The 13468-nt window shown below is 69.9% G+C and carries 9 protein-coding genes and 1 pseudogene; 6 read left to right on the plus strand and 4 right to left on the minus strand.

The window, feature by feature from the left end; translation table 11 throughout:
- The first annotated feature begins 4 nt into the window (after positions 1-4).
- A complete protein-coding gene (locus ACIBJG_RS29545; RefSeq protein ID WP_399312029.1) occupies positions 5-1354 on the plus strand; it encodes an ammonium transporter in 1350 nt (449 codons plus the stop codon).
- Between the two features lie 142 nt (positions 1355-1496).
- The gene (locus tag ACIBJG_RS29550; RefSeq protein WP_399312031.1) at positions 1497-3851 is read left to right on the plus strand and encodes an alpha-L-fucosidase; all 2355 of its coding nucleotides are present in this window, start codon (positions 1497-1499) and stop codon (positions 3849-3851) included.
- Here ACIBJG_RS29550 and ACIBJG_RS29555 read toward each other — a convergent pair.
- Positions 3829-5265 carry a lipase maturation factor family protein gene (locus ACIBJG_RS29555; RefSeq protein ID WP_399312032.1) on the minus strand — a complete coding sequence of 479 codons (1437 nt, stop codon included), beginning with the start codon at positions 5263-5265 and terminating at the stop codon, positions 3829-3831. The two genes, ACIBJG_RS29550 and ACIBJG_RS29555, sit on opposite strands and share 23 nt — an antisense overlap.
- A 34-nt stretch (positions 5266-5299) precedes the next feature.
- Positions 5300-5824, minus strand: coding sequence for a DUF1990 family protein (locus ACIBJG_RS29560; RefSeq protein WP_399312034.1), 525 nt, complete (start codon positions 5822-5824; stop codon positions 5300-5302).
- 186 nt (positions 5825-6010) lie between these two features.
- Between ACIBJG_RS29560 and ACIBJG_RS29565 the strand changes: the two genes are divergently transcribed.
- Positions 6011-7201 (plus strand): DUF6777 domain-containing protein, encoded by a 1191-nt coding sequence (locus ACIBJG_RS29565; RefSeq protein WP_399312035.1) that lies wholly within the window; start codon positions 6011-6013, stop codon positions 7199-7201.
- Between the two features lie 43 nt (positions 7202-7244).
- Here the strand turns inward: ACIBJG_RS29565 and ACIBJG_RS29570 are convergent.
- Positions 7245-7554, minus strand: a pseudogene (locus ACIBJG_RS29570) (Xaa-Pro aminopeptidase); the annotation flags it as partial.
- Positions 7555-7766: 212 nt separating this feature from the next.
- Here ACIBJG_RS29570 and ACIBJG_RS29575 point away from each other — a divergent pair.
- Both ACIBJG_RS29575 and ACIBJG_RS29580 read left to right on the plus strand, forming a co-directional pair.
- Positions 7767-8363, plus strand: a complete 597-nt coding sequence (locus ACIBJG_RS29575; RefSeq protein ID WP_399312037.1) for a hypothetical protein — start codon at positions 7767-7769, stop codon at positions 8361-8363.
- A 122-nt stretch (positions 8364-8485) separates the two neighbouring features.
- On the plus strand, positions 8486-9538 hold the full coding sequence (locus ACIBJG_RS29580) for a chitinase (protein ID WP_399312039.1): 1053 nt from the start codon (positions 8486-8488) through the stop codon (positions 9536-9538).
- A 71-nt stretch (positions 9539-9609) separates the two neighbouring features.
- Here ACIBJG_RS29580 and ACIBJG_RS29585 read toward each other — a convergent pair whose 3' ends face one another.
- Positions 9610-10977: an FAD-dependent oxidoreductase gene (locus ACIBJG_RS29585; protein WP_399312040.1), complete on the minus strand. Its 1368-nt coding sequence runs from the start codon at positions 10975-10977 to the stop codon at positions 9610-9612.
- A gap of 285 nt (positions 10978-11262) precedes the next feature.
- On the opposite strand from ACIBJG_RS29585, the gene ACIBJG_RS29590 reads away from it, so the two are divergent.
- Entirely contained in the window at positions 11263-13329 is a 2067-nt protein-coding gene (locus ACIBJG_RS29590) for a SpoIIE family protein phosphatase (protein WP_399312043.1), read from the plus strand.
- The last annotated feature ends 139 nt before the right edge of the window (positions 13330-13468 follow it).

The raw sequence follows: 13468 nt of genomic DNA on the forward strand, positions 1-13468 counted from the left end.
GCCGATGAACACCGCTCCCGCGCCGATGCCTGCCGCGTACGACTCCGGGGACACCGCTTGGCTCCTCGCCGCCACCGCCATGGTGCTGTTGATGACGCCGGGCCTCGCCTTCTTCTACGGCGGCATGGTGCGCACCCGCCACGTGCTCATGATGATCAAGATGAGCTTCGCCGCGCTGGCGTTCGGCACCCTCGTCTGGTGGGTCATCGGATACACGCTGGCCTTCGGTCCCGACGTCGGCGGCGCCGGACTCATCGGGAACCTCGACCACGTGTTCATGCACGACATCGAGCTGAACACGCTCACCGGAGCGATCCCCACCTACGTCTACAGCACCTTCCAGATGGGCTTCGCCATCATCACGGTGGCGCTCGTCAGCGGCTCGATCGCGGACCGTGCCACGATGCGCGGCTGGCTCGTCTTCGTCGTGCTGTGGCTGCTCATCGTCTACATCCCCATCGCCCACTGGGTGTTCGACACGGACGGCTGGATCGTGAAGCACCTCGGCGCCCTCGACTTCGCCGGTGGTCTGCCGGTGGAACTCAACTCGGGCGTCGCCGGTCTGGCCGTCGCGCTCGTGCTGCGCGCGCCGCGCGACTTCGCCCGCCGCGAGGAGCGCCCGAACAACATTCCGCTCGTGGTCATCGGCGTGGGCCTGCTCTGGTTCGGCTGGTTCGGCTTCAACTCCGGTTCCGCGCTGACCGACCAGGGAACCGCCGCCGCGGCCTTCATCAACACCCAGCTGGGGGCCGCCGGTGCCATGGTCACCTGGCCGCTGGTGGAGAAGTGGCGCACCGGCAGGGTCACCACCATGGGCGTCGTCTCGTCCGCCGTCGCGGGCATGGTCGCGATCACCCCGGCCTGCGGCGAGATCGACACGCTCGGCGCGGTCATCACCGGCCTCGTCGTCGGCGCGGTGTGCGCCTTCGCGATCACGCTCAAGTTCCGTTTCAACGTGGACGACACGCTCGACGTGGTGGGCGTGCACGGCGTCGGAGGACTGATCGGCCTGATCATGGTCGGGCTGTTCGCCACCGCGCGGATCAGCGGCAAGGAAGGGCTCTTCTACGGCGGCGGCTGGGGACTGCTCGGCAAGCAGCTCGTCGCCATCGTCTCCGTGATCGCCTTCTCGTTCATCCTCACCTGGCTCATCGCGAAAGCCGTGGACCTGACCGTTGGATTCCGTGCCAAGGAGGAGTACGCCATCGTCCCCGGCGAGGCGGAGGAGCGCGCGTACGACTTCCAGACCGCCGAGCGCCTCGGCGCACTGGTCTCCGGCAAGCCGGCGTCCGAGGACGACGAACTCGTCCAGCAGATCAGTCGGTTGCTGCGGAGCCGCGAGGGCGGCCGGTAGCCGGACCGGTCCGGCCGGGCGCCGAATGCCTGGCTGGGCCCGGTTCCTCCCCTCAGTCATCCGATGGTTATGAGTATGGAGTTTCGTTCTGTCTGGAAGATTGCATTGACAGGTTCGCGTCGCGCTCCAATCATCGGATGTCATGACCGAACTTCCCAGGCGCCATGTACTCGGAATGACGGCAGGGGCGGCAGTCGGCGCCGCCCTGCTCACCCCCGCCACCGCCGAAGCGGCCCCGCGCACCGGAGCCGCCCCCGAGCCCCATCACCGGGATGACTGGGAGGCCGTGCCCCCGGCCGTTCCCGTTCCCCTCGACGACTGGTTCGACAACGACGGCATCGACACCGCCGAGAACCGCGGCGGCAACTTCGACGGCTCCGGCTACACCTTCCCCGGTGAGGAACTCACCGCAGGGGAACGGGAGATAGCCGGCACCACGTTCCGCTTCCCGGCTGCCGCCGCCGGGGCCATGAACAACATCGTCGCGCTCGGGCAGCGCATCGACGTACCGCCGGGGCGATACCTCTCCGGTCTCTTCCTCACCTCGTGCAGTTACGGGGCCGCATCCGGCAAGGCCACCGTGCACTACGCCGACGGCACCACAGCGTCCCCGGGCATCGCCGGACCGGACTGGTACTCAGGAAGCGGCGAGCTGACCGCCGCCTACCGGTACACCGCCGACGGCACGAAGGACCCGCACCCGGTCTCCCTCGCCGTGTCGGAGATCGCGCTCGACCCGGCGAGGGAAGTCGTCGCGCTGACGCTTCCCACCACCCGGCCCGCCGAGGAGAACCAGTCCAGCCTGCACGTCTTCGCCCTCTCCCTCCAGCCCGCAGCGGAGGGAAGGGCGCTGGCGGTGCGCGACGCACACACCACCACCTCGCTGCTGGACCAAGGGGCCCAGAGCGTCGAGGCGACCGTCGTCAACGCGGGCACGGTGGGCATCCTCGCCGCCGACGGCCTCACACTCTCGGTGGACGTCCCCGGAGCGCGTACCGTCGCCCCCGCCCGCATCACCCGGCTCGCCCCCGGAGACCAGGCCCGCGTCCGCATCGGCATCCGCAACAGACCGGGCATTTCCCCCGGCACCGCCCAGGACGGCAGCGTGGTCGCACGCGGCCGCGGGAAGCAGGCGGCAACGGTCCGGCGCTCGCTCACCCTCGGCGTACCCGACTACACGCCGACGGACGCGTCCCTCTCCACCCACCAGGCGCCCTACTGGTTCCAGGACGCGAAGTTCGGCATCTTCATCCACTGGGGCATCTACTCCGTGCCGGCCTGGGCGCCGGTCGGCACGCAGTATGCCGAGTGGTACTGGAACCAGATGCAGGACCCCGACAACCCCACCTACGCCCACCACCGCGACACCTACGGCGAGTCCTTCGCCTACGACGACTTCATCCCGCAGTTCCGTGCCGAGCACTTCGACCCACGCTCCTGGGTGGAGCTGTTCCGGGACGCGGGCGCGCAGTACCACGTCCTCACCTCCAAGCACCACGAGGGCTTCGCGCTCTGGGACACCAAGCTCTCCGACCGCAACTCGGTGAAGATGGGGCCCAAGCGCGATGTGATCAGGGAACTCTTCGACGCCTCGCGGCGCTACACCCCCGAACTCCACCGGGGGCTCTACTTCTCCATGCCCGAGTGGTTCAACCCCGACCACCCGTGGATGGGGCACGCCCCGCGTAACCCGTACACCCAGGAGCCCGTGCCTTACACCGGCCACACGGCGGGCAAGGACTACGTCACCGAGTTCCAGGGCCCGCAGATGCTGGAGCTGATCGAGGGATACGACCCCGAGATCATCTGGTGCGACATCGGCGGCGACAACGACAGTCACCAGGTGCTGGCCGAGTACTTCAACCAGGCCAAGAACCGGGCCCGTCCGGTCGACGTCACGGTCAACGACCGCTCCGGGATCGGGTCCCACGACTTCACGACGCCCGAGTACACCACGTACGACCAGATCGTCACCGCCAAGTGGGAATCCAGCCGCGGACTCGATCCGTACAGCTACGGCTACAACGCGCAGACTCCGGACGAGAAGTACATGACGGCCGAGGAGATCGTGCACTCGCTCGTCGACATCGTCTCCAAGAACGGAAACTTCCTGCTCGACATCGGACCCAAGGCCGACGGCACCATCCCCGACATCATGCAGCGCCGGCTGCGCGAGACGGGGGTGTGGCTCAAGACCAACGGGGAGGCGATCTACGACACCACGTACTGGTCGCGCATGCCACAGCTGGGCGAGGAGCTGCGGTTCACCGTACGGCCCGACCAGGCGTTCTACATCCACTCGCTGGTCAGGCCCGGTGCGACGCTGACCGTCGAGGCTCCGGTACCGGTGCGCAGCGGCGACCGGATCACGCTGCTCGGGCACGACCGGCCGCTCACATGGCGCACAGCGGGCGGCTCGCTCGTGATCGACGTACCGGCGGCGGCCCGCAGGACCGGCGAGCACGCCTGGGTGTTCAAGATCGTCTGGACCCGCTGAGCGGAGAGGGGCCCGGCGGCTTCGGGCGCATGAACTCCCGCACGTAGGTGCGGTGCCACCAGTCCCCGGTGGCCCGCAGTTCGCGCCAGGTCGTGTACCGGTAGCGGTACACCCTGGCGCGCACGTGTGCCGGCGGCTCACCGGGGAACGGGTTGTGCCGCAGCAGCCGAAGCGTGTCCCGGTCGTTGTCCAGCAACCGCTCCACGAACGGTCCGAACCAGGGCCGGGCGTATGCGGGCGAGAGCGCCGCGAACCACATCATCCAGTCGAGCCGCAGATGGTACGGGGCGAACTGGCGCGGCAGCCGCCGCGGATCGCCCGGCTTGCCGCGGAAGCCGTACTCACGCCACACCGTGCCCGGGTGGATCACCTGCTCGTCGGTTCCCTCGACGACCACCTCCATCCGGACCCGGCTGATGCTGCCGAACGCGCCGTAGGTGTTGACCAGGTGCAGCGGGTCGAAGGAGCGGTTCATCACCTGCCGGCGCGAGAACAGGTTCCGGGCCGGGCGGTAGCTGAGGACCACGACCAGGGCGGTCACGGCGATGACCACCACCTCGTACCAGAGGGGCGCACCGGCCTGTGCGGGCGGCTCGGCGACCGGGGACCAGTCCACGGCCGACAGGGCGAGGGCGATCGTCAGCCAGTTGAGCCAGGCGAAGTTGCCGGACAGCACCAGCCACAGCTGCGTGAGGACCATCAGCCCCGCCGCTGCGCTGGCCACCGGCTGCGGGGTGAAGAGCAGCACCGGCACGAGGAGTTGGGTCACATGGTTGGCCGCCACCTCGGCCCGGTGCAGCGGCCGGGGGAGGTGGTGGAAGAACCAGCTCAGCGGACCCGGCATCGGCTGGGTCTCGTGGTGGAAGTACAGACACGTCAGCTTGCGCCAGCACGCGTCGCCGCGGATCTTGATCAGCCCGGCGCCGAACTCCACCCGGAACAGCACCCAGCGCAGCAGCCACAGCACGAGCACCGGTGGCGCCGTGTGCGCGTTGCCGAGGAAGACGGCGAGGAACCCCGTCTCCAGGAGCAGCGACTCCCAGCCGAAGCCGTACCAGGCGCCGCCGATCTGCACGATCGACAGGTACAGCGCCCAGGGCATGGCCCACAGGAGCATGGACCCCCACAATGGTACGAAACGGTCCGCGCCCGCGAGTAGCGCGAGGGACAGCGCACATCCGGACCAGGCGACCACGGCGAAGAACCGGTCGGAGTAGTGGAGGCGGAAGAGCCCCGGTGCGGCACGCCAGTCCGTGCGCCGCAACAGTTCGGGGGCGGGCAGCATGCCGCGCTCGCCGATCAGCGCCCGGAACTGGAGCGCGGCGGTGAGGAAGGCGGTCAGATAGATGACGGCCAGGGCCTTCTGGAAGAGGAGCCGGCCGAGCCAGTACCCGTCTGCGGTGAACCAGTCCATCACGTCCAGTATCGGTCCACCGCGCAGCGGCGCCTCAGTTCCGGGGCGCGTGTCCCTCCGCGACGATCCGGCGCAGTGTGCGGCCGAGCCGGCGCGCGTACCAGCCCTGGACAACGGGTACGAGCGGTCCGGCGAGGCGGGTGTACCAGCGGACGGGCCGGCTGAAGGCCATCACGGTGAACGAGACCGTGCCGTCCTCCGCGAGCTCGGCGACGAAGCACTCCTCGCCGCACTCGGGGTGGCGGGCGAGCGTTCCGTACGCGAATCCGATGCGTTCGGGACCGTACTCGGCCCAGACGACCCGGCACGGCGCGGTGAACCGGAACGGGCCGGCACCCAGCGCCACCCGAACGGACGCACCCGGCTCGGCGCGCGGTGCGGAGGCCCTGACCCGGGCCCCGGAGACACGGTGCATGCGGAATTCGGTGATCGCGGCGCCCGCCGTCTCGAAGTCGGCGCGGCCGTGTCCGACCCGCGTGCGGTGGTACAGGTGGTGGTAGCCGTCGGGGAGCGGGCCGAGTCGGGTGGCGCCCACCTCCGGGTACGTGAGGGTGTTCATGGCGGTCCTTCCTTCGTGGGCGGCGCGGTGGCGACTCCGGCACCTTCCTTGAACGCGTTCAAGGATAGGGTCGTCTGTCCACGCCGAACCCTCCGCGCGCCATGCGGCTCCGGCTTGCGGGGGAGGGGGAACTGCGGCAGACATGAGGAGACCGTCCTGGATCGGTGACAGGCAGGAGACCTCTTCGTGCACGCACCGATACGCATGCGCCGCGCCGTGCTCGCCGTGCTGTCCACCGGCATCCTCGTCACCGCGGGCTGCGCCCGGGAGACCGGGGGCAGTGGGCACGGCACCGAGGGAACGGCCGACGCCGAGGAGGTCCTCCTCCAGCCGGCCGCCGCGCAGGGGGCCGACCCCTTCACCGCGTCCACGGTGGAACCGGCGGGCGCCGCGCCGAACGCGCCCCGCACGGCCCCACCACGGACGGCCGCGCCCGACGGCGGGGCGCCGCACACCCTTCCCGGTTCGACCCCCGGCCTGTACGGGGGCACCCGCTCTGTCGCCTCCTGCGATGTCGGACAGCAGATCCGCCTCCTCGCGGCCGACCCCGCCCGGCAGGAAGCGTTCGCGCAGGCCGCGGGCGTGCCCCGGGCCGGCGTCCCGGACTTCCTGCGCGGCCTGACGCCCGTGGTCCTGCGCGCGGACACCCGGGTGGGCAATCACGGCTTCGACGCGGGCTCCGCCACCACGTTCCAGTCCGTGCTCCAGGCCGGCACCGCCGTGATGGTGGACGGCCACGGCCTCCCGCGCGTCCGCTGCGCCTGCGGCAACCCGCTGAGCCGGCCCGTCGGCGCGGGGGGCACGGAGGGCGTACGGGGTGAGAAGTGGGCGGGTTACGACCCGGCACGGATCGTCGTCGTCGCACCCGCCGCGAAGGCCGTCACGGACCTGGTCGTCGTCGACGCGGACCACAACAGCTGGATGGAGCGGCCGGTCGGTGACGAGGGCACCCGGGACCACACCCCCGAAGTGCCGCCGCCCTACGCTCCCGGTACCGACATCACCGGGCCGCTGCCCGACGCGCCTCCGGCGAAGTCGAAGGAACCGAAGCCGCCGCAGAAGCCCAGGAAGCCGGCGGAGCCGACCCCGTCGCGCTCCACCCCCACGCCCGAGGACTGCCCGACGTCCATCGCCCCGACCCCGCCCGGCGAGGCGGTCGCGGCGAGGGAGGAGCCGACGAACTGCCCGACGCCGACCGCCGTTCCGTCCGGCGGCCCGACCGAGGAGTACCCGGGGCTCCCGACGGACGAGCCGACCGGTCCCCCCGCGGATCCGGACGAGCCGCCGCAGGACCTGGTGCCGCTCATGACCGAGGAGCCTCAGACCTCCATCCGGCTGCCGTGGCAGGACGACGTGGAGGCGTCCCTCGACGGCTGAGTGGCCGCGCGCCAGGCCCTGGGTGGCGGTTGTCTGTGCGGCGTCAGCGCGTGCGGTGCGTGTTCCAGTAACGGCTGTGCGGCAGGTCGTCGTCGAGCCAGTAGGCGTCGTTCTCGGTGACGACGAGCATTTCCTCCCATTTGGCGCCGGGACTGCCCGTCCCGATGTGCGGTTCGACCGCCCACAGACCCGGCTCACAGGGCTGGGACGCGCCCGATTCTGTGGGCGATCCCGGCGCCGGGGTAGTAGCTGTGGATGTTCTCGTAGCCCTGCTCGCCGATGAGTTCGTCGACGCGACGGTAGATCTCGGCTTGGGGCGCGCCCTGCCGGACGAGTCGCAGGATGAGCTCGCGGCGTACAAGCTCGCACGGACGGCGCACACGGGCGACGCGGCACGTGCGGGCCTACGCAATGGGAGTGGTCCGGCCGCTCACTCCTCGGTGGGCTTCTCCGGCCCACCACCGCTGCAACGCGGGCCCCGCGGTGCGGAGATGCGGCGGGAGGGCCCTGGCTTCACCATGGAGGAAGCGGCAGAGTGCCGCGGCACATGCCCCGGAGGTGTCCGGTGGCCCAAGTCAATTCCGGGCGGCGGACCGGGAATCTCTTCTTCGCGTTCGCCCCGTGGATCATCTTCGATGTCGTCGCGTCCCCCAGTACCTGGGAGTACGCGGCACTGGCCGGGCTCGTATCGGCCCTCGTACTCAACCTGCCCGACCTGCGCCGGGGTTCGTTCAAGGTGCTGGAGATCACCGGCATCGCCTTCTTCGCCGCCCTCAGCGTTCTGGCGCTCTTCCTGGACCGTCAGGATCTGTACTGGGTGGAGCGGTACGCGCAGGTGCTGTCCAGCTCCGTGATCGCGGTGGTGGCGCTCGGCTCGCTGGCGTTCGTCCCCTTCACGGAGCAGTACGCGCGGGAGACCACGCCCCGTGAGGTGTGGGGCTCGCCCGTCTTCCGGCACGTGAACCGGGTGCTGACCCTGCTCTGGGGCGGGGTCTTCGTCGCGACCGCCCTGCTGGGCCTGCTCGCGGTGCACACGTCGTCCGGTGGTGACTGGTTGAACTGGGTCATCCCCGTGGTCCTGTTGGTGCTGGCGGTCCGCTTCACGGAGCGCTACCCGGGCCGGGTGCGCGAGCGGTCCCGGAGGGTGCACGCAGAACTATGACCGCCCAGCTTCCGCTTTTGGTCCAGACCTATTGACGGCAGGTCTGGACCACTTTACGTTGAGCGCAGGCGCGGTCCCGTGTCGAGTTGTCAGGGGCATGTCAGTATGGGAGGGGATTCGTCATGTTCGGTCGCACCGCACGACTGCTGGGAGCCGGACTCGCGGCGGCGTGCATCGTACAGATGCTGGTCGCGGCCACACCGAGCTCCGCGCAGGAGGACACCTGTGCGGTCAAACCGAAGCCGTCCGGCAAGGTGCTCCAGGGGTACTGGGAGAACTGGGACGGCGCGTCCAACGGTGTGCACCCGCCGCTGGGCTGGATCCCGGTCACCGACAGCCGCATCCCGCAGCACGGGTACAACGTGATCAACGCGGCCTTCCCGGTGATCCTCTCGGACGGCACCGTCCTGTGGGAGGACGGGATGGACTCGACCGTGAAGGTCCCCACCCCGGCCGAGATGTGCCGGGCGAAGGCGTCCGGGCTCACCACCCTGATGTCCATCGGCGGTGCTGCCGCGGGCATCGACCTCGGCTCCAGCGCGGTCGCCGACCGTTTCGTCGAGACCGTGGTGCCGATTCTCAAGAAGTACAACTTCGACGGCATCGACATCGACATCGAGACCGGTCTCACGGGCAGCGGCAACATCAACCAGCTGTCGGCCTCGCAGGCCAACCTGATCCGCATCATCGACGGTGTACTCGCGCAGATGCCGTCCGGCTTCGGTCTGACCATGGCGCCGGAGACGGCCTATGTCACCGGCGGCAGCATCACGTACGGCTCGATCTGGGGTGCGTACCTGCCCATCGTGAAGAAGTACGCGGACAACGGCCGGCTCTGGTGGCTGAACATGCAGTACTACAACGGCAGCATGTACGGATGCGCGGGCGACTCGTACTCCGCGGGCACCGTCGAGGGCTTCACGGCGCAGACGGACTGTCTGGACAAGGGGCTCGTCATCCAGGGCACCACCATCAAGGTGCCCTACGACAAGCAGGTGCCGGGTCTGCCCGCCCAGCCGGGCGCCGGCGGCGGATACATGGCCCCGAACCTCGTCTCGCAGGCCTGGAACCACTACGGCGGCAGCCTCAAGGGCCTGATGACCTGGTCGCTGAACTGGGACGGATCCAAGAACTGGACCTTCGGTGACCACGTCAAGGCGCTGCAGGGACGCTGACGCCCCCGGTGACGCCGACGGCCCCGGAGCCCCCCTGACCGGGGGAGTTCGGGGGCCGTCGCCGTGGTGTGTCAGTTGCCGGACTCCGAGGCGTCCAGCATGGCGTCGCGCTCCACGACCTTGACCCGCTCACGGCCCTGCGCCTCGCCCAGGGCGCGCTCGTGCGCGTCCAGGCGGTACCAGCCCTCGCGGGTGGTGTAGCGGACGCCGCGGGACTCCAGGAACTCGGTCACGGCCGACGGGTCGGGCTGTGCCGGGGCGGGCAGCCGGCCGGTGGTGTGGTCCTCCAGCAGGCAGGCGACCGTTTCGTTGGCGTCGCCCTTGGTGTGCCCGATCAGGCCGATCGGGCCCCGCTTGATCCAGCCGGTGACGTACACCGACTCCATCGGCTCGCCGCCGGCGAGAACCCGTCCTGCGGCGTGCGGAACGGTGCCGGACGCGACGTCGAACGGGAGCTTGGGCAGCTCCTGCGAGTAGTAGCCGACCGCGCGGTAGACGCTCTGCACGTCCCAGTCGTGGAACCGGCCGGTGCCCTTCACGTTCCCGGTGCCGTCCAGCTCGGTGCGCTCGGTCCGCAGTCCGACGACGCTGCCGTCCTCGCCGAGGATCTCCACGGGGGACTCGAAGAAGTGCAGGAAAAGCTTGTGCGGCCGGTCGCCGACGTCGCGGATCGCCCACTTCTCCAGCGTGGAGGCGACCATGTTGGCCTGCTTGTTCCCGCGCCGGGTCTCGATCGAGCCCGCGTCGTAGTCGATGTCCTCGGGGTTGACGATGACCTCGATGTTCGGCGAGTGGTCCAGCTCCCGCAGCTCCATCGGGCTGAACTTGGCCTGGGCGGGACCGCGCCGTCCGAAGACGTGCACCTCCAGCGCCTTGTTGGCCTTCAGGCCGTCGTGGACGTTGGCGGGGATCTCGGTCGGCAGCAGCTCGGCGGCGGTCTTGGCGAGGATGCGGGCGACGTCCAGGGCCACGTTGCCGACGCCCAGTACGGCGACCTTCTCGGCCTCCAGCGGCCAGGTGCGCGGCACGTCCGGGTGGCCGTCGTACCAGGAGACGAAGTCGGCGGCGCCGTGCGAGCCGTCCAGGTCGCTCCCCGGTATGTCGAGGGCGCGGTCGGCGTCGGCGCCGGTGGAGAAGATCACGGCGTCGTAGAAGCTCCGCAGCTCGTCCAGGCCGATGTCGTTCGGGTAGTCGACATTGCCGAAGAGCCGGATCTGGGGCTTGTCCAGGACCTGGTGCAGCGCCTGCACGATGCCCTTGATCCGCGGGTGGTCCGGGGCCACGCCGTAGCGGATCAGGCCGAAGGGGGCGGGCATCCGCTCGAACAGGTCGATGGAGACGCCCGGGTCGGCGGCGGCGTCGGATTTGAGCAGCGCGTCCGCTGCGTAGATTCCGGCGGGGCCGGCTCCGACGATGGCTACGCGGACGGGGCGTGTCATGGAGAGCTGTTCCTTAGGACGAACGAGCAGGAGCGGGGCGGGCCGTGGGTAAGGCTTGGCTTACTCCGCCCCACGCACACGTTAGTCGCTGCCTCTGCCCGCTTTCGGGGCGGGTCGGCGTTCTGCGGCGGTATCCGGCACCCCGCACCTTTGCCGCTCCTCGGAATCCCGTGGAATCTCCGGGAAAGCAGCCCGGCCGCCCTGCTCGTAAATGTGTTCCATCGCACGTTCACCTGGTGGACGGTTCGCGCGAAGAATCGGACAAAAGATGGCAGAGTTGCGCATATGGATGATCGGGTAGCGGGTGCCCTGTCACTCCCGGACGACTGGCCCGCCCACCCGGACCTCAGTCTCGCCCTGAACCGTATGGGCAGCTTCGACTGGGACCTTGACAGCGGCCTCATGCACATGGACCAGCCGGCTCTCGACGTGTTCGACATGAGGGCCGACGAGTACGACAACAGGCCGACGACGCTCGGGACGCGGGTGCCGCCGGACGAGGGCATGCGGCTCGACACCATGGTCACGCAGGCGCTCAAGACCGGCCGGACCAACTACGGGGCCTACTTCCGCATCCTGCGGCGCGACGGGACCCTGCAATGGACGCACACCCAGGGCTTCGTCCGGCGCGATGCCACCGGCCGGCCGCGCCGCATCATCGGCATCGTCCGGGACGCCACCGAGGAACTGGCCGACTCGACCGCCCGTCGCGAGCTGGATGAGGAGCGCCGGCGGCGGACCAGCCTGGTGGAGGCCACCACGGCGGCACTGGCCCACGCCCGCACCGTCAAGGACGTCATCGACGTGCTCAAGAACTCCCAGGGGCTGGCTCATCTGGGGGCGACCAGTCTGGTCATGGGACTGATCGAGGCCGGACGCATCCACCTGGTGGCCGACGGGCCCGAGGGCGCCTTCGTCCCCGGTACCCGGTACACGCGCACGGACGAGCAGTACCCGATGAGCGAGGTCGTCCGCACGCTCGCCCCCCGTTTCATCGAGTCCGCCGAGGACTTCGCGGACTCGTACCCGGTCCTGTGGCCCCACATCAGCCACCTGGGCATCACCTCCGCCGCCTATCTGCCGCTCATCGCCCAGGCCCGCCCCATCGGCGCACTCGGCCTCCTCTACAGCGACAAGGACGGATTCACCGGCGACGAGCGCAACCTGCTGGTCGCTCTCGGCAGCTCCATCGCCCAGAGCCTCCAGCGCGCCATGCTGTACGAGCAGGAGCACGACCTCGCCGAGGGGCTCCAGCAGGCGATGCTGCCGCGCCGCGTCCCCGAGGTGCCGGGTGCGCAGATCGCCGTGCGATACCGCTCGGCGAGGCTGGGAAGGGATATCGGCGGCGACTGGTACGACGTCATCCCGCTGCCCGGTGGCCGGGTCGGCACCGTCATCGGGGACGTGCAGGGGCACGACACGCACGCCGCCGCCGTCATGGGGCAGCTGCGCATCGTGCTGCGCGCGTACGCCGCCGAGGGGCACAGCCCGGCGACGGTCATGGCCCGGGCCTCCGTCTTCCTGCACGAACTGGACACCGACCGCTTCGCGACCTGCACCTACGCCGAGGCCGACCTGACCACCGGTGTGGTGCAGGTGGTCAGGGCCGGACATGTGGACCCGCTGGTACGCGACGCCGACGGGAGCTGCCGCAAGGTGCTGGTCGACGGCGGGCTGCCACTGGGGCTCTCCGCCGAATTCGGGCGGCTGGAGTATCCGGTCAGTACGGTCGAGCTCGACCCCGGGCAGACCATGGTGCTGTTCACCGACGGCCTGGTGGAGCTGCCGGGGACCGACCTCGACGAAGGCGTGCAACTGCTCACCGCCATGATCAGGAACGGCCCCCAGGACCTCCAGCGGCTGGCCGACCGGCTCTGCGAATCGGTCGACGAACGCGGGGGAGAGGATGATGTGGCGGTGCTGCTCCTGCGCCGCAAGGCCGCCCACGCCCCGCAGCCCGGCGGTCGGCTCCAGCAGCACGTGGGGCAGAACGACCCGGAGGCGCTCAGCTCGGCGCGCCACATGATCCGTGCGGCGGTGCGGGCGTGGGGTGCGAAGGACCGGGCCGACGAGGTGGAGTTGGCCGCCGACGAGCTGACGACCAACGCCCTGATGCACACCGACGGCGGTGCGATCGTCACGATCCGGGTGCTCACCGGCCCCGAGCGCCGCCTGCGCGTCGACGTCGAGGACCGGTCCAGCGCGCTGCCGCGCCGCCGGGACGCGGGCGAGGCGGGGGTGTCGGGGCGCGGGCTGATGCTCGTCGACCGGCTGGCGGACGCCTGGGGCGTCGAATCCCGGGGCACCGGCAAGTGCGTCTGGTGCGAATTCGTCATTCCGCCACGCGGCTGATCCGGTGAACGCGACTGCCGTTCACGGGGATTGAACACTACCGAGAAGTAACGGAACGTAACATGTCTGCACTTGACCGTAACCGACCGCGAGGGATTGACTGCGAGTTCGTCAGTCTTCGTCTTCCATGACATTTCGC

This window comes from Streptomyces sp. NPDC050422 (assembly GCF_044458665.1).
Lineage (GTDB): Bacteria > Actinomycetota > Actinomycetes > Streptomycetales > Streptomycetaceae > Streptomyces.